This is a genomic window from Serratia sp. CY76391 (genome assembly GCF_052166695.1).
GTDB classification, from domain to species: Bacteria; Pseudomonadota; Gammaproteobacteria; order Enterobacterales; family Enterobacteriaceae; genus Serratia; species Serratia nematodiphila.
Genome location: NZ_JBJNOJ010000008.1, coordinates 384,187 through 403,500, shown reverse-complemented (window position 1 = coordinate 403,500; position 19,314 = coordinate 384,187). Strand labels below are relative to the sequence as shown.

Annotated in this window: 22 protein-coding genes and 2 pseudogenes; 17 read left to right on the top strand and 7 right to left on the bottom strand. The window is 59.2% G+C overall.

The features are described from left to right. The first annotated feature begins 30 nt into the window (after positions 1-30). Positions 31-879 carry an AraC family transcriptional regulator gene (locus ACJ8PN_RS17090; protein WP_015377873.1) on the top strand — a complete coding sequence of 283 codons (849 nt, stop codon included), beginning with the start codon at positions 31-33 and terminating at the stop codon, positions 877-879. A gap of 53 nt (positions 880-932) precedes the next feature. Next, positions 933-1,340 (top strand): DUF2000 domain-containing protein, encoded by a 408-nt coding sequence (locus ACJ8PN_RS17085; RefSeq protein ID WP_049241007.1) that lies wholly within the window; start codon positions 933-935, stop codon positions 1,338-1,340. Positions 1,341-1,376: 36 nt separating this feature from the next. Here ACJ8PN_RS17085 and ACJ8PN_RS17080 read toward each other — a convergent pair whose 3' ends face one another. Next, a complete protein-coding gene (locus ACJ8PN_RS17080; RefSeq protein WP_437188877.1) occupies positions 1,377-2,246 on the bottom strand; it encodes a LysR substrate-binding domain-containing protein in 870 nt (289 codons plus the stop codon). A 181-nt stretch (positions 2,247-2,427) separates the two neighbouring features. Between ACJ8PN_RS17080 and ACJ8PN_RS17075 the strand changes: the two genes are divergently transcribed. The 8 genes from ACJ8PN_RS17075 (at position 2,428) to ACJ8PN_RS17040 (ending at position 9,279) form a co-directional block, all read left to right on the top strand. Then, complete coding sequence (locus tag ACJ8PN_RS17075; RefSeq protein WP_226988545.1) at positions 2,428-3,600, top strand: MFS transporter; 1,173 nt, start codon at positions 2,428-2,430, stop codon at positions 3,598-3,600. A gap of 16 nt (positions 3,601-3,616) precedes the next feature. Then, positions 3,617-4,669 (top strand): NAD(P)/FAD-dependent oxidoreductase, encoded by a 1,053-nt coding sequence (locus tag ACJ8PN_RS17070; protein ID WP_442535109.1) that lies wholly within the window; start codon positions 3,617-3,619, stop codon positions 4,667-4,669. Positions 4,670-4,930: 261 nt separating this feature from the next. Then, positions 4,931-5,248, top strand: coding sequence for a cupin domain-containing protein (locus ACJ8PN_RS17065; RefSeq protein ID WP_015377878.1), 318 nt, complete (start codon positions 4,931-4,933; stop codon positions 5,246-5,248). A 356-nt stretch (positions 5,249-5,604) separates the two neighbouring features. After that, a complete protein-coding gene (locus ACJ8PN_RS17060; RefSeq protein ID WP_442535108.1) occupies positions 5,605-6,396 on the top strand; it encodes an AraC family transcriptional regulator in 792 nt (263 codons plus the stop codon). A gap of 86 nt (positions 6,397-6,482) precedes the next feature. After that, entirely contained in the window at positions 6,483-8,018 is a 1,536-nt protein-coding gene (locus ACJ8PN_RS17055) for a phospholipase D family protein (RefSeq protein ID WP_351108448.1), read from the top strand. 36 nt (positions 8,019-8,054) lie between these two features. Then, positions 8,055-8,336 carry a hypothetical protein gene (locus ACJ8PN_RS17050; RefSeq protein WP_351108451.1) on the top strand — a complete coding sequence of 94 codons (282 nt, stop codon included), beginning with the start codon at positions 8,055-8,057 and terminating at the stop codon, positions 8,334-8,336. Further along, positions 8,299-8,811 carry a hypothetical protein gene (locus ACJ8PN_RS17045; protein WP_351108454.1) on the top strand — a complete coding sequence of 171 codons (513 nt, stop codon included), beginning with the start codon at positions 8,299-8,301 and terminating at the stop codon, positions 8,809-8,811. Before ACJ8PN_RS17050 ends, ACJ8PN_RS17045 begins: the two co-directional genes overlap by 38 nt. Positions 8,812-8,898: 87 nt before the next feature. Further along, positions 8,899-9,279 (top strand): nuclear transport factor 2 family protein, encoded by a 381-nt coding sequence (locus ACJ8PN_RS17040; RefSeq protein ID WP_171454026.1) that lies wholly within the window; start codon positions 8,899-8,901, stop codon positions 9,277-9,279. Between the two features lie 184 nt (positions 9,280-9,463). On the opposite strand, the pseudogene ACJ8PN_RS17035 reads toward ACJ8PN_RS17040, so the two are convergent. Beyond that, positions 9,464-9,865 (bottom strand): annotated as a pseudogene (locus ACJ8PN_RS17035) (GrpB family protein). A gap of 271 nt (positions 9,866-10,136) precedes the next feature. On the opposite strand from ACJ8PN_RS17035, the gene ACJ8PN_RS17030 reads away from it, so the two are divergent. Then, complete coding sequence (locus ACJ8PN_RS17030) at positions 10,137-10,514, top strand: VOC family protein (RefSeq protein WP_442535107.1); 378 nt, start codon at positions 10,137-10,139, stop codon at positions 10,512-10,514. A gap of 85 nt (positions 10,515-10,599) precedes the next feature. Here ACJ8PN_RS17030 and ACJ8PN_RS17025 read toward each other — a convergent pair whose 3' ends face one another. Further along, positions 10,600-11,058, bottom strand: coding sequence for a YbaK/EbsC family protein (locus tag ACJ8PN_RS17025; protein WP_442535106.1), 459 nt, complete (start codon positions 11,056-11,058; stop codon positions 10,600-10,602). A gap of 168 nt (positions 11,059-11,226) precedes the next feature. Here ACJ8PN_RS17025 and ACJ8PN_RS17020 point away from each other — a divergent pair, with 168 nt between their 5' ends. Continuing rightward, positions 11,227-11,652, top strand: coding sequence for a DUF2231 domain-containing protein (locus ACJ8PN_RS17020; protein ID WP_351108460.1), 426 nt, complete (start codon positions 11,227-11,229; stop codon positions 11,650-11,652). Positions 11,653-11,662: 10 nt separating this feature from the next. After that, entirely contained in the window at positions 11,663-12,964 is a 1,302-nt protein-coding gene (locus ACJ8PN_RS17015) for a PQQ-dependent sugar dehydrogenase (protein ID WP_351108463.1), read from the top strand. A gap of 40 nt (positions 12,965-13,004) precedes the next feature. Here ACJ8PN_RS17015 and ACJ8PN_RS17010 read toward each other — a convergent pair whose 3' ends face one another. Continuing rightward, positions 13,005-13,613, bottom strand: a complete 609-nt coding sequence (locus tag ACJ8PN_RS17010; protein ID WP_411260726.1) for a class I SAM-dependent DNA methyltransferase — start codon at positions 13,611-13,613, stop codon at positions 13,005-13,007. Between the two features lie 229 nt (positions 13,614-13,842). On the opposite strand from ACJ8PN_RS17010, the gene ACJ8PN_RS17005 reads away from it, so the two are divergent. The 3 genes from ACJ8PN_RS17005 to ACJ8PN_RS16995 all read left to right on the top strand — a co-directional run bounded on the left by ACJ8PN_RS17005 (position 13,843) and on the right by ACJ8PN_RS16995 (position 16,839). Next, entirely contained in the window at positions 13,843-14,244 is a 402-nt protein-coding gene (locus ACJ8PN_RS17005) for a DUF2946 domain-containing protein (RefSeq protein ID WP_171454031.1), read from the top strand. A gap of 225 nt (positions 14,245-14,469) precedes the next feature. Beyond that, complete coding sequence (locus tag ACJ8PN_RS17000) at positions 14,470-16,536, top strand: TonB-dependent copper receptor (protein ID WP_442535113.1); 2,067 nt, start codon at positions 14,470-14,472, stop codon at positions 16,534-16,536. Between the two features lie 141 nt (positions 16,537-16,677). Beyond that, a complete protein-coding gene (locus ACJ8PN_RS16995) occupies positions 16,678-16,839 on the top strand; it encodes a hypothetical protein (protein ID WP_351108469.1) in 162 nt (53 codons plus the stop codon). 19 nt (positions 16,840-16,858) lie between these two features. Here ACJ8PN_RS16995 and ACJ8PN_RS16990 read toward each other — a convergent pair. Together ACJ8PN_RS16990 and ACJ8PN_RS16985 are read right to left on the bottom strand one after the other, a co-directional pair. Beyond that, positions 16,859-16,960, bottom strand: a pseudogene (locus tag ACJ8PN_RS16990) (LysR family transcriptional regulator); the annotation flags it as partial. 46 nt (positions 16,961-17,006) lie between these two features. After that, positions 17,007-17,561, bottom strand: a complete 555-nt coding sequence (locus ACJ8PN_RS16985) for an NAD(P)H-dependent oxidoreductase (protein ID WP_033633026.1) — start codon at positions 17,559-17,561, stop codon at positions 17,007-17,009. Between the two features lie 101 nt (positions 17,562-17,662). On the opposite strand from ACJ8PN_RS16985, the gene ACJ8PN_RS16980 reads away from it, so the two are divergent. Further along, positions 17,663-18,022, top strand: a complete 360-nt coding sequence (locus tag ACJ8PN_RS16980; RefSeq protein WP_044031224.1) for a winged helix-turn-helix transcriptional regulator — start codon at positions 17,663-17,665, stop codon at positions 18,020-18,022. A gap of 4 nt (positions 18,023-18,026) precedes the next feature. Here ACJ8PN_RS16980 and entS read toward each other — a convergent pair whose 3' ends face one another. After that, the gene (entS, locus tag ACJ8PN_RS16975; RefSeq protein WP_411260729.1) at positions 18,027-19,310 is read right to left on the bottom strand and encodes an enterobactin transporter EntS; all 1,284 of its coding nucleotides are present in this window, start codon (positions 19,308-19,310) and stop codon (positions 18,027-18,029) included. Between the last annotated feature and the right edge of the window lie 4 nt (positions 19,311-19,314).

Here is a 19,314-nt window from a genome sequence, read left to right as displayed (position 1 = left end):
TTCCTGTGAGCAGAACTCCGGATTTATTGCATGGCGTCAAATCATCAACATACCGACTGGCTCGAACTGCGGCGCGATGACGAAACCGGTATTGAGAGCGTCAACGCCCACTTTCAGGGGCATGCCTACGATCCTCACGATCATGATGAAATGCTGGTGGGCGTCACGCAGCAGGGCTTGCAGCGTTTCAATTGCCACCGCTCGCTGCATACCAGCCGGCCGGGGCGCGCCATGCTGATCGAGCCGGGCGCGGTGCACGATGGCCATGCGCCGCAGGCCGAAGGTTTTACCTATGCGATGCTTTATCTGCCGCAGCGCTGGGTCTCCGACGCGATGCAGCGCCGCGGATTGGGGGACGCCTCAGTGCTGGAAGGCGCCTTCCACAGCACGTTGACCGACGATCCGATGCTGGCGACCGCGATACAACAGGCTTTTTTTGCGTTGCATCAGAGGGAAGGCCGGCTGGCGCGCGATCAAAGCCTGGACCAACTGCTGACGCTTTTGGCGCGGCATATACGCGTCAGGCCAACGTCCCAAAGCGATGACGCTTTGATTGAGATGAATCGTTTACGGGATTACTTGCACGAGCACATGGCGGATAATCCCAGTCTGGAGGAACTTGCGCTTCAGTGCGGCCTGGATCGTTTCCGTTTGACTCGCCAATTCACCCGCGCTTTCGGCCAGTCGCCGCATGCTTACCTGATCCGGCTGAGGCTGCGTGCCGCGCGACTGTTACTGGCGCAGGGGGAAGAGCCGGCGCAGGTCGCCATGCAGGTAGGCTTTGCCGACCAGAGTCATTTGGGACGCTGGTTCCGGCGCGCCTACCGTTTATCGCCGGCGGCCTATCAACGCCAGTGCACAAACGTTCTATACCGCTGACTCGTTCATCGCCGATGATGTGCTTTTAACAGCACAACGGAGTAAAGCGAAACATGTTTGATACCAAGATAGCGTTTATCGTGCGTGACGATCTGCAAACCTGGCAGCGGCTGAACGTGGTGGCCTTTCTGGCGACGGGGATCGCCGCTGCGGCCCCGGAGATCATCGGCGAATGTTACGTGGATGCGGAAGGCAGACGCTACGGCGGCATTTCCGGGCAGCCGATGCTGATTTTCGCCGCGGATCTGCCGGGCCTGCAAAATGCGCATCGTAAAGGGCTGGAACGGGAATTGACGCTGATCCCCTATGTGCACGCCATGTTCTCGACCGGGCACGATGAAGCCAACCGGCAGGTTTTTCTCGCTGAAAACGCGGACAACCTGGATTTGGTCGGCCTGGCGCTGCGCGGGCCGAAGAAAGCGGTGGATAAGGCGATAAAAGGGCTGACGCTCCACGCCTGAGAATACCGTTAACGCGGTGCGCTTCCAATACGGCGCTTAGGCCTGGAACGTCTGCAGCCAGGCGGCGAATTTTCTCACGATCTCATCGTCCCGATCGCGCAGCAGCAGGGAGTAAACGCCGGTTCGGATAGTCAACGCCGGGAAAGGCGACACCAGCCGACCGGACGACAGATGTTTGGCGCAGAACAGGTAAGGTACGACGGCCAGCCCCAGGCCGTCTTCGGCCGCCTGAATGGCGGCGAAGGTATGGTCGAGCGTGAGCGGCGGCGGTGAGGCGCCCAGCGCCGTCGGGTAGGTATTCAGCCAGCTATGCCATAAATCTTCCCGGGCGCGAATGCGGATGGCGGTATGCTCGCCAAGCTTGTCCGGCGCACTGACCGGCATGGCGCGCAAATAGCTCTGGCTGCAGACCAGCAAGCTGTCTTCCTGCAGGAAAGGGATCGCCTTCAGCCCGGAGAAGTGCGCGGGATCGCGCCGGATCGCCACGTCAAACGGCGTATTGCGATCGACGGCGCCGGTGCTGGTGGTGATATCAACCGCGATCCCCGGATGAATCTCATTGAATGCCGCCAGCTTTGGCATCAGCCAGTGCATGGTAAACGTCGGCAGGCTGTGCACTACCAGCCGCTGCCGGCCGGCGCTCGCTTTCAGCGCGCTTTCCGCCGCAAACAATTCGCTTATCACCCGAGACGCGGTGCGCGAAAAATTCTCACCGGCCGGCGTCAGCCGCACGGACTTGTGCGCGCGATAAAACAGCGTGATCCCCAGCTGTGCTTCGAGACTGCGAATATGGCGGCTGACCGCGCCGGTGGTGAGAAACAGCTCATCCGCAGCGGCGCTGAAGCTGCCAAGACGGGCGGCGGCTTCGAAAGCGGGCAGGTGCGGCAGGGAATAAAGTCGCTTCATAGGTTGAGTTTAGCTCAACCAAATGAGGGAGAAAAGATCGTTTGTCGGCCATTGATTTTGCTCATTATTATGGCGCATCCTTCCCGCGTTGCCGAGTGCGCCATGTTAAGTTTCGTCCCGTCAGTTATCCGTGTTAGTCGAGTCATCCTCACCCATCGATGGACAGGGAGGCGGCGCTGAGATGCGAGCTTTCTTTCTGCTTTGCGTAAGCCGGGCAGGCCTCTGCCTGGGCACCATGATGTTCGCTGGCGCATTGCCGACCATCAGGAGCGAGTGGCAGCTCGACGCCGCTTCGGCCGGCACGGTGCAGACGGTGTTCAGCCTGACCAACGCCCTGGCGTTGCTGGTGGCCTCCTGGTGGTGTGATTCGTTGGGCGCCCGCCGGGTTTATCTGCTGTTCTCCTGGCTGGGCGCCGCTGCGTTGATGCTGTTCGCCGTATTTGCCCATTCTTATCTCGGCGCGTTGGTGTTGATGGCCTTCGTCGGTTTGACGCAGGGCGGGGCTTATACGCCGGCGCTGCTGTTGGCGATGGGGATGAACGGTCCGGCGCGGCGCGGTTATGCCATCGGCATGGTGCTGGCGGCCAGTTCGCTGGGGTATTTTCTGTCGGTTTTCATCGCCGGTTGGAGCGCCATGCGCTGGGGCGCCGGCGTGGCGTTTTCTCTGTGCGCCGCCGGTGCGTTACTGGGAGCGCTGGCGGGATCGTTGGCCCTGGTCGGTTATCGGGAACCGCAACCGCGCACGCTGGGGAGGAAGACGAAACGTGAAAGCTATGCTATCACCTATGCGACCCTGCTGTTGCTGATCGGGTATATCGCCCACAGCTGGGAGCTGCTCGGCAACTGGGCCTGGGCGCCCAGCCTGGTCAGCGAGGCGTTGAGCGGCTTCTCTCTGGATCCGCTCAGCGCCGGATTGATCGTCGCGGCGGTGATCCACCTGGCTGGCATGGTGGCTACATTGATTGTCGGCACCGTTTCGGACTATTTCAATCGCGCATCGGTGCTGATGTTTATGGGCGCCGCCGGCGCATTGGGTTCGCTGTTGATGGGGTGGTCGGCGAACTGGGGGCCGGGCTGGACGCTGCTGCTCGTCAGCATCGGCAGTTTCTTCATCCTCGGCGACTCTGGCGTGCTGTCGGCTGCGATGGCGGACAACGTGCCGCCGCAACAGCTTGGCAGCGTGATGGGCTGGCGATCGTTGCTGGGGTTCGGCATCGGTTCGTTCGCCCCGTTATCCTTTGGCGTGGTGATGGATACCACCCACAGTTGGGGCGCGTCTTACGCCGTGCTGGCCTGCGGCGGCGGGGTAGCCTGTCTGGCGGCATGGCTGCTTTGGCGACAACATTTGAAATGAGGCACGGGCATCATTAATGAATGGAACATCATCACGCATTGTTATCGTGGGCGCCGGGATTGTCGGGGCATCGATCGCCTATCATCTTGCGCGTCAGGGGCAGCGCGTTATCGTCGTTGAGCAGGCGTATCCTGCGGCGGGGGCCACAGGCAGCTCGTTCGGCTGGATCAGCGAAGGCGTACCTGACGGCGCTCCCGACGCGTTTCTGCGGCGCGAGATCGTGGCTGACTGGATGCGCCTGACGCAGGAGATCCCGGAATTGTGGGTGAATTGGTCCGGCGCGCTCAGCTATGGTCAGGCACCGGCTACGCAAAACCCCGACAATCGGCGTCTGTCCTTAGCCGAGGTGATGGCGCTGGAGCCGGCGCTCGGGCGGCCCGATAGCCAGGCCTATTTTGCGGCGCGCGATGGCGCGGTCGATCCGCAAGAGGTGACACAGCGGCTGCTCGAACGGGTAAGCGCTTTGGGCGGCGAGTTGCTTCTGGGACGTGCGGTCAGCGGATTTCTGCGCGAAGCCGGTGGGCAGATAACCGGCATCGTTACCGATGAGGGCGCGATCGCCGCCGAACGGGTCGTGCTCGCCTGCGGTACGGGGATCTCGGCGCTGCTGGACGGCAGCGAATTCTCGTTGCCGATCGAGGCGTCGCCGGCAATTTTATTGCGCTATCACGCGGCGGCGCAGGCGGTGAACACGCTGATTGCGGGCGACGACATCGAAGTGCGTCATGCGCAAAATGGCGATCTGCTCGCGGCGGAGGATTATCCCGCTGGCGGCAATGTCAAACACGTGGAAGAGGACGCGCAATCGGCGATTCAAAGCCGCCTGCACGGCTCGGCGCCATTGCAGCTGCAGACGTGTTCGGTGGGGCTGCGCCCCAGGCCGCGCGACGGTTATCCCATTCTCGGGTCGCTGGGCGCCACCTGTCTCTATGTGGCGGTGATGCATCCGGCCGTGATGTGCGCTCCGACGCTGGGTCGGCTGGTCAGCGACGAGCTGCTGCACGGCGTTAATCCCGCCATTCCTCACGGCTACCGCCCGGCGCGATTCACTGATCGGGCTGCTGGATAATCTTTCCGGCTACGGATTAACACCGTTATGCGCTCAACGTTGCAGCGGTTTTTTGCGCCGTCGGCGAGGCTCTTATATATTTATTAGCATGCCTGAGGCAGGTTAGGCATGAAACGGCGGTCGATCGGGCCGCTGCAAGTACGACAGTTAATCCGTTCGCCAAGAGGCTGCGAGCCTGTGCTTTCGGTAGGGACAGCCGCCAATCGTTTCTACGGCGACCGAAGGCGGAGCAGCTACTCACCGGTCACGAGGACACTTACCATGCATAAGAGAACACTGGCGTCACTGCATTACGAAAACATGCCTTACGATGGGGTACACTTTCACATTTTGAAACGGGAGACGCCTGGCCATACGGCGTTGCTGAAACTGGATGCGGGCAGCCGGCAACCGGCGCGTTTTCATCCGGGCTGGGTGAAACTGATGGTGCTGAGCGGTGAACTGAAGGTTGACGATCAGACGTTGCAACCCCATGAGATGTTGATCATTCCTGCCAATACCGCTTATACGGTACAGGCCATCACGGAAGTGATTTGTCTGGCGATTTCCGAGCTGGACGGCGCCGAGTTGGCCCGTTGATGAGATAACAACGTTGGATGGAGGAGAGCCTAGGCGCTCTCCTTATCCCTTCAGCAGTAAGCCGTCCCCCAGGCCGAGTTACCTGCTGATTGATGCGTACACCTCCTGATTATGCCACCGCGCTTTCCCTCTCCATCACTTTCGGCCGCGTCGCCCCCGCAACGAGCCGCCATCGCGCAGCGCATGCGCAACGTCATCGCCTCCGTTTTACGCAGAACGATGAAATTTTGGTGTAAATAGTGAGTTTCTTCGCATAAGGCCCCTGGTGTGGCTTGCGAGAACGTCACTATATGGAGGATCATGCGCTCCCTCTATCAAATAAAAGACATTCGCGTTATCAAAAGGGACAAACGATCATGGGATTCGAAGTCGACAACGCCGAAACGAAACGCATTGACCTCAGCAGCCACGAAAACTCCTCGTTCGAGGTGACGGGGCTGGTGAAACACTATCCGGCGGGCTTCATCATTCCTTACCACTCGCATAAACGCTGTCATTTGCTCTATTCGCAACAGGGCGTTATGGCGGTCGAGGCGAGCAGCGGTCGCTGGATCGTGCCGCCCACCACCGCGGTTTGGTTGCGGCCGGGGGTAGAACATCAGATCGTCATGCAGAGCAACATCTGCGTTTACGGGATTTTGGTCGATGAAATCACCGCCGCGTGTTTGCCGCTGCGCGACGGCGTATTACAGGTTTCACCGCTGTTGCGAGAACTGATCGCCCAGTTGGCGACGCTGGCGCCTGAAGGGGCGGAGACCAAACGCAATGCGCTGCTCAGAGCGCTGTTCCTGGAGGAGCTGAGCCTGCAGCCGCAGCTGGCGCTGCATCTGCCTTGGCCGGTAGAGGCGAGAATGGCCGAAATTTGCCGGCAGTTGGTCATCACACCGGCCGACGAACGCGGTATTGAGGCCTGGGCCGATTCACTGTCGATCAGCGTAAAGACCTTTCAACGCCATTTCAGCCAACAAACCGGCATCACCTTCGGCCAGTGGAAACAACGCCTGCGGCTGCTGTCGTCCATTCCGCTGCTGCTGGCCGGCAACTCGATCATCCACGCCGCCTTCGAAAGCGGTTACGAGAGTCACAGCGCCTATTCGGTGGCGTTCAAAAAACTGTTTGGCGTTTCGCCTTCGCGCTTTACGCTATAGCCTTATGGCATAGCGCGCTTCTCCTATAGATTGAAGCAACCTAATGACGTATAAAGCAAAGCAGTCAACTTCCGAGGCCGCGTCCCGTGATAAAAATTGTCGTGTATCTGATTCTCGCCGTGACGATCGCCATTATTGCGGCAAGAGTCCTCTTTCGTTTGCCGGATATTTCCCAACGTTCACCGCAGGCGGCGTTGCCGGCGGATCCTGCCGCGCTATTGCCGGCGCGAGCCGCCGAACTGATGGCGGCGCATCCCGGCCTGAGCGGCGTGGTGCCGCTGGTCAGCGGCCACGATGCATTCGCCAGCCGCCTGGCGCTGGCGCGAATGGCGGAAAGGTCGATCGACGCCCAGTATTACATCTGGCATAACGATACCTCCGGGCAGATCCTGCTGAAAACCCTGTATGACGCCGCCCAGCGCGGCGTGCGCGTGCGGCTGCTCTTGGACGATAACGGCGTCGCCATGGACGAGACCCTTGCGGCGCTGAACGCCCAGGAAAACGTCGAGATCCGTCTGTTCAACCCATCAACCGTGCGCACGCCGAAGTTGGCCGGCTACGCCTTTGACTTTATGCGCATGAACCGGCGCATGCATAACAAGTCTTATATCGTCGATGGCGCGGTGGCGATCATCGGCGGCCGCAACATCGGCGACGAGTATTTCCAGGTCGGCGACGAAAACTATTTCCTCGATCTCGACGTGTTGAGCGTCGGTAACGTGGTGGCGGAAACCGCCGAGGTCTTCGATCGCTACTGGAACAGCGCTTCGGTGTTTGGCGTTGAGCAAATTATCCGAGGCGAAGGCAATCTTTCTGCTTTCCTGACGCAGGCCACCGCGACCGAAAGCAGTGACCGGGCCCGCAAACTGGCGGTGCAGCTGGAAACCAGTGCGGTGCGCTTTCGCGATGGCGCCGTGCAGCCGGAATTCACCCAGGTCGAGCTGGTGGCCGACGATCCGGCGAAAGGGTTGGGTAAGGCTTCGCGCGATCGTTTGATGGTGACGCAGCTCAGCAAGATCATCGGCGGTGTCAACCAGCAGTTGGAGCTGGTCTCCGCCTATTTCGTGCCGGGCCGGGAAGGGGCGAGCTTTTTTGAATCGCTTGCCAAACAGGGGAAATCCATCCGTGTGCTGACCAACGCGATGAACACCACCGACGTGCTGGTGGTCCATGCCGGCTACGCCAAATACCGACGTGAGCTGCTGAAGGCGGGCGTCGAGCTGTTCGAGCTGAAATTGCGCGCCGGCCAACCGACGGGGCGCAAGGAGCTCAAACCGCTGGGGCTGTCCGGCGCGGCGCTGCACGCGAAAACCTTCGCCATAGACGATAAGCGGGTGTTTATCGGTTCGTTCAATTTCGATCCGCGCTCGGCGCACCTGAACTGCGAAATGGGCTTTTTGATCGACAGCCCGACGCTGGCGGCCGACACCCGCCAACTGTTTGATGGCCCGCTCGAGTACGCCGCCTACCGGCCGACATTGACGCCCAAGGGCAAAATGGTGTGGAACGAAGCCTTCGAAGACGGTCACACCGAGGTGCACCAGCAAGAACCCGGCGCCGGCTGGGTAAAACGCATCGTTCTCACCGTGGCCGGCTGGCTGCCTATCGAGTGGATGTTGTAATGGCGTAGCGGTAGGGAAAAGGAGGGTACGCCGGTTTTGGCCGGCGAGCCTTATGGTCACCAAACAGCTGCAAACTCGCGGTTATATGGCGCTGCTATGAAGGGGCCGGACACGCAAAGCAGCCATTTACTGCGCATGGAAGGCTACCGCGACAGGCTGATGGCCGCCGGCTTTCAGCTGGATCTGGCGGCACGGGGAATTGCGGGTTCGGCGGTCGCATTTGGGGGAAAAACTGGCGTGAGATTTGTCTTTTTTGTGACGATGTCACTTTGGGGTTTTGATGAGAACTCGTCGCGATATAAAGAAAAAACTCTATAGAAGAGAAAGTGTTACATCCAAAGGGCCCATCGCCAGCGGTGGTGAATACCGTTGGGGACGCCATGGCAAACAGGCGGATGATGAGCAGTTGCCGCTGCGTGAAAGCATGCATGGGCGGATACAACATGGCATGGATTACACGCCGCTATTTCAATTTCTGCTCAGTAAAGTGGGCCAACCCTGGAATGAAGTACATAGCGAAGCGGTTAGTCGATTGGACAAACCAGCACCCATTTTTTACCTGGTGGCGCTGCACCGTAAAAACTGGCGGAGCTATGTCTGCTGTGGTGAATCTAGCTATTACAGCGGACTGTGTGTCGATGAACGCGGGATACTGCAGAAAGTGAACCCGGCATTTACCGCAGAGGATGTGCCGGTGAGATGCCGTTGTTGCACCTACACGTTCAACGGGGAACTTGTGCCCGTCACGGAAAAGAACTGGCAAAAGCCTTATGAGAAGGAGTCCTGGGAATAATCAGGTCTCACGAGTGTCATTCTGGTGCAGATTTGGACTGCCGGAGTTTGCCAGATTTCATGTAGCGCGATCAAAAAGGAGGGTATTTTGACCCATTTTGCAGAGTGGCACAGCCAAATCCAGGCGCTTGAGGTTGAACTGCATCAGCCGCCGGTGCGGCGCGATCCGCGGCGCGTCGCGGCATTGCTGCATGAAGACTTTGAAGAGATTGGTCGTTCAGGGCTGCGTTATGACAAACGCCAAACCGTTGCGGCGCTGGAAATGGAAACTGAACATCCGCAGATTTTTGCCCAAGGTTTTAAGCTGGCGCAAATCAGCGAAGGCGCCGTGTTGCTGACGTATAAAAGTTTTCAGCGTGACGCGCAGGGCCACGCCGTTCGTTGCACCGAACGCTCATCGATTTGGCTTCTGACAGCCAAGGCAGGTTGGCAGATGCGGTTTCATCAAGGTACGCCGACTAAGGGTTAAACTGAGATGGGTTGATAGATGAGCTTAAACATAAAAAAGGATATCAGCCTGATAAGGCCTTGAAGGTGAGGTGAGAAAGGACGGGCAGGATAACCCCGGTGCGTATCCAGCAATTCAATTTAACATAATATACATTATGCGCACCTAGGTGCAGGTATGTGGATTATGCCGTCCAGGCCATGATTCATGGGGTTTCACCTGTGGCCAACCAGGCCAGCGCCAACTGCTCGTGCCGTTGAATAAATTCGTCTTTCAACCGGCCATAAGCCGCTGGATTTTGCCGGCAGTCTTCTGCTGCCTGGTATTTGATTGCCCTGTATTGCTGAGCAATATCATAATGCTTGCGCAGATAATCTCTGAACGCCAAATGTCAGATCGCCTGTTCACTTCCCGCAATGAATGCATGCACGTGATGCGTGCGTTTGCCGTTTCCCTTGATGTCGTAACGCCTGCCGGCAATGCCGTTCTCGCCACGCGGCGTATATCCCATGTCACGCATCCTGTCATTCAAGCTATCCAACGCCGGCAGACTTTCAACCTCCAGCAATATATCAATCGTTGGGATAGTGATGATGCGCGCTGACATTTTCCACTCTAATAATGATGACCGGGCATGGTTTCCAATGGCGCATACCTGCCGGTATTGGCCAAAAACCCCCTGCTTTTTTGATCGCGCTACGTGAAATCTGATAAAACGTGGCGGCTACGATACTGCAGATTTCTCCCAAACGCGTCATTTAAGCGGGCAGTATTTGCACGCCAAATGCGCATTGGCGCGCGTTTCATTGCTTTCGGCGCCCACCACGGCGTTGGCTATACTGAATGGAAACATTCTTCCTCGCTCCAGGAGCCTCTCCATGTTTGATCATGTGAAATTTGGCGTCAGCGACTTTGCCCTAAGCAAAGCGTTTTTCCTCAATGCGCTGGCGCCGCTGGGTGTAAAAATCGTCGCTGAAGGCGAGCCCGGCTATGGCGTCGAACTTTGTCCCGATCGGGGTAATGTGTCATTGTGCCTGTTTCAAACCGACGAAAAGCCGGCGCATCTGCACCTGGCATTTGTCGCAAGCAGCCGTGAGCAGGTCGATGCGTTCTACCACGCAGCGCTAAACGCCGGCGGCAAAGACAATGGCGCGCCCGGTTTACGGCCCCATTACCATGCCCACTACTATGCGGCATTTGTGATCGGCCCGGATGGCCACAATATCGAGGCAGTTTGCCACAATCCGATGGACTAGTATTTTTTCCAGTTAAAACAGCATGTTAATTGCGAGGTAACGCACTGGATTTAACATAACGTAATTGTGACATCGTCACTTAAAGTTACCCCGTCACGTCAATCCACTCCGCTCCCGTGATGCCGGCCAGCCGCTGCGGCGCAATTCTCACGCCTGAATTATCGCTGCCGCCTGCCGGAAGCACTTCACTGTAGCTGCACAGGCTGCGATCGCAGTAAACTCTCACCGTTGCCGGTGCGGCAAAGGGGCAAACGCCGCCGGGCGGATAGCCGGTCAGCGCCTCCACCTCCTCCGTCGGCAGCATGCGTGCCTTTACGCCAAAGAATTGCTTGTACTTCTTGTTGTCGATTCTGGCGGTTCCCGCCATTACCAGCAGCACCACATCGTCGTTAACGCGAAACGAAAGCGTCTTGGCGATCTGCCCGCTCTCCACGCCAAAGGCTTCTGCCGCCAGCGCCACCGTTGCGGTGTTCTTTGCCAGCACCATCACCGTCGTCTCCGGTGCGTGCTCGGCCAGAAAACGCTGAACGCGTTCTATGCTCATGCCTTGCCTCCTGATATTGCTAAGCCATTGATAATGCCGAAGTGATGGTTTCGGTTTTAACATCGCATGCTAAAAATGAGAATCAAAATTGTTCAAATCGGTGAATCTGAACAAAGCTTTAAGGGGCCAACGCCTTTTTTATCTATCATTTTTCATGGAGATAACCGTATGACCACGCAAACGACAGCAAGGCCTTCAGCGGCCGCGGTGGCCGTCTATGAATGGCTCAATCCGATACCCTACGGATTTTTTACCGCGGCGCTCATTTTCGACATCATCTATGCCTGCACGGCGAATATTCAATGGGTCAATGGTGCCAGTTGGCTGATCGCCATCGGCCTGATTTTTGCCATTATTCCCCGGCTGATTAACCTGGTACAGGTGTGGTTCGGCAGCGGCCGGCTACAGGGCTCATCGGTCAAGCTCCATTTCTGGCTGAATCTGTTGGGCATCGTTCTTGCCATTATCAACGCTTTCGTGCATAGCCGGGATGCGTATGCCGTGGTGCCGCAAGGTCTGGTGCTGTCTGCGATCGTGGTCGCGCTGCTGAGCTTCGCCAACATTCTGCTGGCCGTGAGCGCCCGCGCAAAATAAGGAGGTTTTCATGAAGCTATCATCCATCGCGATTGCGCTTTCGGCCGTGCTGGCGCTGGCCGGCTGCGATAACAGCGCCGTCATTTCGCCGGAACAACAAATGGGGCCGGATCCGGCGTTGCCGGCGGCGCAAGACTTCCTGATGCCGCCGATGCAGGTGCCAAAGGGCGTAGGCTGGCAGCAAAACCAGATGCCGAAAGTCGCCGAAGGCTTGAAAATTGACAAGGTGGCAGACGGTTTGCTGCACCCGCGTCAGTTGCTTACCCTGCCCAACGGCGATGTTTTGGTGGTGGAGGCCAACGGGCCGGGCACCGAAGCGGTCAGCACCCCCAAGCAGCTGATCGCCGGGCTGGTTAAGGGCAAGTCAGGTAAAGGGGGAAAAGGCGGTAACCGCATCACCCTGCTGCGCCCAACCGCCGACGGCAGTTGGGAAAAGCATGTCTTCCTCGAGGGGCTCGATTCTCCGTTCGGCGTTCAGCTGATTGGCAACACCCTGTATGTGGCCAACACCGGCAATATCATGCAGTACGCCTATCAGCCGGGCGAAACGCGCATCAGCGATCCGGGTAAAGAGCTGGCCGATCTGCCGGACACCATCAATCATCATTGGACCAAAGCCCTGCTGGCCAGCCCGGACGGTAAAAAGCTGTATGTCGGCGTCGGCTCCAACAGCAACATCACCGAAAACGGCCTAGCCGTAGAGTACCGTCGCGCCGCCGTGCTGGAAGTGGACACCGCCTCCGGCGCCAGCCGCATCTTCGCCAGCGGCCTGCGCAATCCGACCGGGCTGCAGTGGGAACCGCACAGCGGCAAGCTGTGGGCGATTGTCAACGAGCGTGACGAGATCGGCGCCGATCTGGTGCCGGACTACCTGACCTCGGTGCAGGACGGCGGCTTCTACGGCTGGCCTTACAGCTATTTCGGCCAGCACGTCGATCGTCGGGTACAGCCGGCGCGGCCGGATCTGGTGGCGAAAGCCATCAAGCCGGACTACGCTCTCAGCTCGCACGTCGCGCCGCTGGGGCTGCTGTTCTACACCGCGAGCGCTCTGCCGGCCGACTATCGCGGCGGCGCCTTTGTCAGCGAGCACGGCAGCTGGGATCGTTCGCCGCTGAACGGCTATCGGGTCAGCTACGTGGCGTTTGAGCAAGGCAAGCCGGTCGGTAAACTCAAAGCGGTGGTCACTGGCTTTGTCTCCGACGACGAGAAGGAACTCTATGGCGCACCGGTTGGATTAGCGGTCGATAAGGCTGGCGCCCTGCTGATTGCGGATGATGTGGGCAACACCGTTTGGCGCATCAGCGCTAAATAACGTTAACGTGCAGGTTCCGAAGAACCTGCACGTGACATTGTCACTCAATGCTTTGCGCCAACCAGACCGTTCTTCCCCCGCAGGCGGGATCTTCTACCACATGATCAACCACGCGGAAGCCGTTCTCCTGCAGCAAGCGCGTATACTCCTCAGGCGCCAGGCTGGCGTGAAACAGCGGCTGGCCTTCGAAATTGCCGATCGCCACGCCGTCTTCAGGGCCGCTGGTGAACATCAGTGCGGCATTCGGCTTGGCGTGCCGTCTGAACAGTAGAAACATGCGGCGCTGATCGTCGCGCGCCAAATGGAAGAAGCTGTCCCAGGCCAGCAGGCCGTCGAATCTTGTCGCCAGATTCAGCTGGCGCATATCCATCTGCCGCCACTCCTGCTGTGGAAAACGCTGCCTGCAGCGCGCGATCATCGCCTGCGCACCGTCGATGCCGGTGACTCGATACCCTTGTTCAATAAAATAGGCGGCGATCGGCGCGCCATTGCCGCAGCCGAGATCGAGCAGCCGTGCATTGGCCGGGGTAAGCTGTAAAAAGCGGTCGAGCCACGGCCGCTCAAACAGCGCGGTGGGTCTGAGGCGTTCCCAGGCGGCGGCATGTTCGTCATAAAGCGGAATAATCATGCTCGCCAGTTCTTCCGTCATTAATATTTTCCCCGTTATGTTATTGGCGCAATAAAAATAGCCTTTGGTCAAAATTAACGCGCTTATCCGATAATATATTCATCAACAGGCCGTTGACCAGAAATAAAAGGTTTTAACATTTCGACATAAACCAGTACAATTCCCTCCCCTGTGTTAACCCTTTTTTAGGTTGATTGTGTCGTTAATTCAGCCCCATGCATCGCGAAATCGGGCCGCCGCCTGGTTAGGGATGTTTGCCATTCTGATGTTGTTCATTGCGCCGGTGATCTCGCGATCCCTGGAGCATGTACGCGCCGGAAGTGCTGGAACGACCGTCATGGCGGATTGCGGCATGGATATGCCGATACATCACGAGATGCACTCGCCGCTGCCTGAACCTGAAAAAGCCGCGCAGCCGCTGATGCAGCACGGCGGCGGCCACCACAACATGGCGATGATGATGGACGACAGCGCCTGCGGCTACTGTGTGCTGTTGTTGCATGCGCCGCTGCTGGACGTGAGCCACGCCCCGCTGTTCTGGTCTCAATCTCTGGCCTCGCGCCCGCCGCCGACTCATTATCTCGTTCCCCTGTTTGCCCACGTTGTTCACACCGAATTACAGCCGCGCGCGCCGCCCGTCTCTTTCCTCTGATTTAACAATAAGCCCATTGCCGTTCTCTGTATTGCCGTTGATCGCTTCAACCCGGCGGAATTAATTCGCCCAATGGTTATGCATCGAGACGACATTATTAGCCCGGTTATTTCCACGTAGAGGGAATTAACCCCCCGTATTTTCCGATGGTGATTTTCGCCAGGCCTCCCCACGCCTGAATAAATCGCCGGAGAATAATGGAAAAAGTTAGCTTAAGGAAAGATGATGTTTAAACCCGCTTATAAAAAGAACGCCGCCACCCGCGCCATTACCACCGCCATGCCGCTGTTCCTGCTGGCAGGCCACGCGGGGCAGGCGCATCAGCACCCTACCGACGCACAGGTTAATGATGGCGACGTGATCACCGTCACCGCACCGCTCTACTCTCCGCTGACCATCGTGACGTCACCGAAAACCCCGCGTCAGCCGGTGCCCGCCAGCGACGGTTCGGACTATCTGAAAACCATCCCCGGTTTTTCGCAGATCCGCAACGGTGGCACCAACGGCGATCCGGTGTTCCGCGGCATGTTCGGTTCGCGGTTGAAGATCCTCACCGACGGTTCGGAAATGCTGGGCGCCTGCCCATCGAGAATGGACGCGCCCACCTCTTACATCTCGCCGGAAAGTTTCGATCTGCTGACCATCACCAAAGGGCCGCAGACGGTGCTGTGGGGGCCGGGATCGTCGGCGGGCACCGTGCGTTTCGAACGTGAACGCCCGCGCTTCGACAAGCCGGGCGTCAAAGGCAACGCCAGCGTGCTGACCGGCTCCAACGGCCGCTGGGACGAGAATATCGACGCCAGCCTCGGCGCCGAGCAAGGTTACTTGCGGGTGATGGCCAACAAATCCCGTTCCAACGACTATCAGGACGGCACCCATACGCGCGTGCCGTCGCGCTGGGACAAGTGGAACGGCGATCTGGCGCTCGGCTGGACGCCGGATGCCGACACGCTGCTGGAAGTGACTATGGGACGCGGCAACGGCGAAGCGCGCTATGCCGGCCGCAGCATGGACGGTTCGCAGTTCAAGCGCGAAAGCCTGGGCATGCGGGTGGAAAAATCCAACATCGGCGAGGTGCTGGATAAGCTGGAAGCGCAGGTCTACTACAACTACGCCAACCACGTGATGGACAACGTCACCCTGCGCTCGCCGGGCAGCGGCGGCATGGGCGGCCACGGTGGCCATGGCGGCATGAGCATGGGCGGCCACGGCGGGCATATGATGTCCTCCGGCATGACGATGCAGCTCGATCGCCGCACCGTCGGCGGCCGCGTGATGGGCACCTGGCAGTGGCAGGACGTGAAGCTGGAAAGCGGCCTGGACACCCAAACCAACACCCACCGCAGCATGAGCCGCGGCAGTTGGGAAAAAGACGCCCAGTTCAACAGCTACGGCGCATTCAGCGAGCTGACCTGGTCCACCAGCGAGCAGGATAAGCTGATCGGCGGCGCGCGTCTCGATCGCACCCTGGTAGAGAACTTCCGCAACGGCGGCGATGCGGAGCGTTCCAACACCCTGCCGAGCGGCTTTATGCGCCTTGAGCACACGCTGGCCGAGCTGCCGCTGATGCTGTACGCCGGCGTCGGTTATACCGAGCGTTTCCCGGATTACTGGGAGCTGTTCTCGCCGAAGCTGGGTCCGAACGGCAGCAAAGATCCGTTCGCCAGCGTCAAGAGCGAGAAAACCACGCAACTCGATATCGGCGCGCAGTACAACGGCAAGCGCTTCAACGGTTGGGTCTCCGCTTACCTGGGCCGGGTCGATGATTTCATCCTGTTCAAATACGATCCGCACAACGCGCGCCTCAGCCAGGCCGATAACGTCAACGCCAACATTATGGGCGGTGAAATGGGCATGGGCTACCAGCTGAGCGAACACTGGAAAACCGACGCCAGCCTGGCCTACTCCTGGGGTAAAAACACCCGCGACGGCCGCCCGCTGCCGCAGATCCCGCCGCTGGAAGCGCGCCTGGGGCTGACCTACGAGTACGGCGACTGGAGCGGCACCGGCCTGTGGCGTCTGGTCAGCAGCCAAAACCGCGTGGCGATCAACGAAGGCAACGTGGTGGGCAAAGACTTTGCCGAAAGCGCCGGCTTCGGCGTGCTCTCCGCCAACGCTGCCTACAAGGTGAATAAAAACGTCAAGCTGAGCGCCGGTCTGGATAACATCCTGAACAAGACCTACAGCGAGCACCTCAACCTGGCGGGCAACAGCGCCTTTGGCTATTCGGCCAACAGCGCGGTGAATGAACCGGGCCGCACCCTGTGGGCCAAGGTTAACGTCACCTTCTAAGCGACTCACCGGGCGATGGATAACCGTCGCCCGGTCAGGCGATATGCGATCCGGTTCTTAGGATATGAGTTTTAAGTTTTTCCCATTCGGTTAGGCGGCGATTACTATCATCCTCAGGTTAATCATTGCTCCGGAGGGAATATGCAAAAGATCACTCGTTTTCTGGCCCTGCTCGGCGAGCTGATGATCGAAAAAGCCGAAGACACCGCAACACAGGCTGCCCAGCCTGACGATCGTGACGACGCGTTGCCACCGCGCCTTGAGCGTGGCATTCCGCTGGCCGACCGCTTCCTGTTCATGTAATTTCCCGCGCTGTTTCCGCTCACACTGAACGCACGATATGTTCTCGCAGCCGCTGGTGAGCGGGATCCCGATGCGATCGTTCGTGCCACAGCATAGTCATTTCAAAACCCGGCACCGCCAACTCGGACATTCGCAACAGCACTATCAGGCGCATCCGGGGCGTGTCGTTAATTCAGGGCGGCGAGAAATGCCCGATAGCCCTGCGCGCTGCTGTCCAGCTCGTGCTGCTGAACCTGCTCTGCAGCCCCGTCCGAAGCGGCTTCCTTGCCGTAAAAGGCAAAGAACGAAGCATAGTCGGCCCGCACGTAACCGGCGGTGACTTCAAACGGCCGGAAGATTTCCTCCAGCGAGTAGCGATAACGCCCTTCACGCGCGTAATCTTCTGCGCGCACGCCCGCCGTGACCGCCAGCGCCAGTTTCTTGTTCTGCATCTTATAGCCGCTGCGGGAACCGTAGGCCCAGCCGTAGGTGAGCACGTCGTCCAGCCATTTTTTCAGCAGCGGCGGGCTGCTGAACCAGTAAATCGGGAACTGCAGCACGATGTTGTCATGGGCTTCAATCAACTGCTGTTCTTTGGCGACGTCGATCTGCCAGTCCGGATAGGCCTGATGCAGTTCGTGCACGGTATACAGCGCCGGATAGCGGCGCAGTTCCTCCAGCCAACGTTTATTGACCACCGAGTTCGCCATATCGGGATGGGTCACGACCACCAAGGTTTTCATACTGAGTTCTCCAGTCAGGTGTTTCGACGCATCTTAGAGTATGCTGACAGAATGTAAAATACGCACACTCACGACACATACTTACCCTGGAGAAAGTGTAAATGACCGCAGAATCCCGCTGCAGCCCAACGGGCATCAGCCTCGAAGACACCGGCTATGGCTATACGCTGTCGGTGATCAACGGCAAATACAAAATGATTATTCTCTACTGGCTGGCGCTGTATAAGCCGGTATTGCGGTTCAACGAACTGCAGCGCTGTATCGGCACCATTTCGTACAAGACGCTCAGTTCGACGCTTAAAGAGCTGGAAAAAGATCGGCTAGTGGTGAGAAAGGAGTATCCGCAGATCCCGCCCAAGGTGGAGTACAGCCTGTCCGAGCGCGGGCGTTCGCTGATCCCGGTGATCGACATGATGTGCCACTGGGGGGAACAGCACCGGCCGGAAGCGCCGGTGCCATAAGGGGTTAATTGTCCGCCGCCGCTGAGGTTGCCGGCGCGGGTTCATCGTGCTCGACCAACGCGTCTGCCGGCCGGCACTGGCGCAGCGTGCGCACGCTGCAGGCCACCAGCACGCCGAGCACTGCGGCGAACGCACCGAACGACAGCACGCTCATCAATGGGGTGAACACCCTGCCCAGAACGCCGAGCCCCAGCGCGCCGATCGAATCGCCGGTCACATCCTGTGCGGTGCCGAGGCTGTTCACCCGCCCCAGCAGATGGTCCGGCGTGTTGCTCTGGATCAGCATGAACTGCAGAAGTGAGGCGATGGCATTGGCATAGCCGTAGCACACCAGCGCCAACAGCGCCGGCGCCAGATGGCTGAACAGCCCCAGCGATGCGATGGCGGTGAACGCGACGATAGCGGCGGCCAGGATCAGCACGCCAGGGCGAGAGAAACGCCCCACCCAACCGCTGGTCAGCGCGCCCAGCATCGCACCGAGCGGCACCGCAGAATACATCAGGCCAATTGAGGAGGCCCCGACGTGGTAAGCGTTCTGCGCCAGCGCCGGGAACAGCACCCTGACGGCGCCGACGATGCTCATCAACATCCCCAGCAGCACTACCGAACCCACCACCTTATTGCGCCAGACAAACTGGAAGCCGCTGGCGAGCGCGCGCAGCGGGTGTTCCGGCTCCTGCTGCTGCGGCAGCAGCGTCGGCAAGCGCACCAGCGGCACAAGGGTGCCCAGCGTCCCGGCCGCCGCGACGGCGAAGGCGAGACCGACGCCGCCGAACACGATGATAATCCCGCCCAGCGCCGGCGCCAGGATCGCGCCGATGCGCACCGTCACCATGCTCAAGGCCCCCGCCGCCGCCAGGTTTTCACGCCCGACCAGCAGCGGGATCACCGCCATCAGCGCCGTCATGCCCAGCGCGCCAAAGAATCCGTCCCAGGCTGCCAGCAGGTAGAGCGCCCACAGCGACGGCGCCGGGGCGAAGGCGTTAAGACTCAGGGCGACAAAACCCAGCCCGCAGGTGCCGCGCGCGAACAGGATCAGCTTGCGGCGATCGTATCGATCGGCGAGTACCCCGCCCAGCATCAGGCCGATAAACATGCCCACCCCGTCCAGCGCCACCGCCACCCCCACCTGCAACGTGGAGCCGGTCATCGCCTGGATCTGAATCGGCACCCCCACCGCCAGCATGCCGAGTGAAAACACCGACAGCATGCGGGCGCAGAAAATCGCGCGAAAATGCGCATTGCTTCTCAGCAAACTGAAATCAAGAAAAAAAGAAGGTCTGGCCATAGTG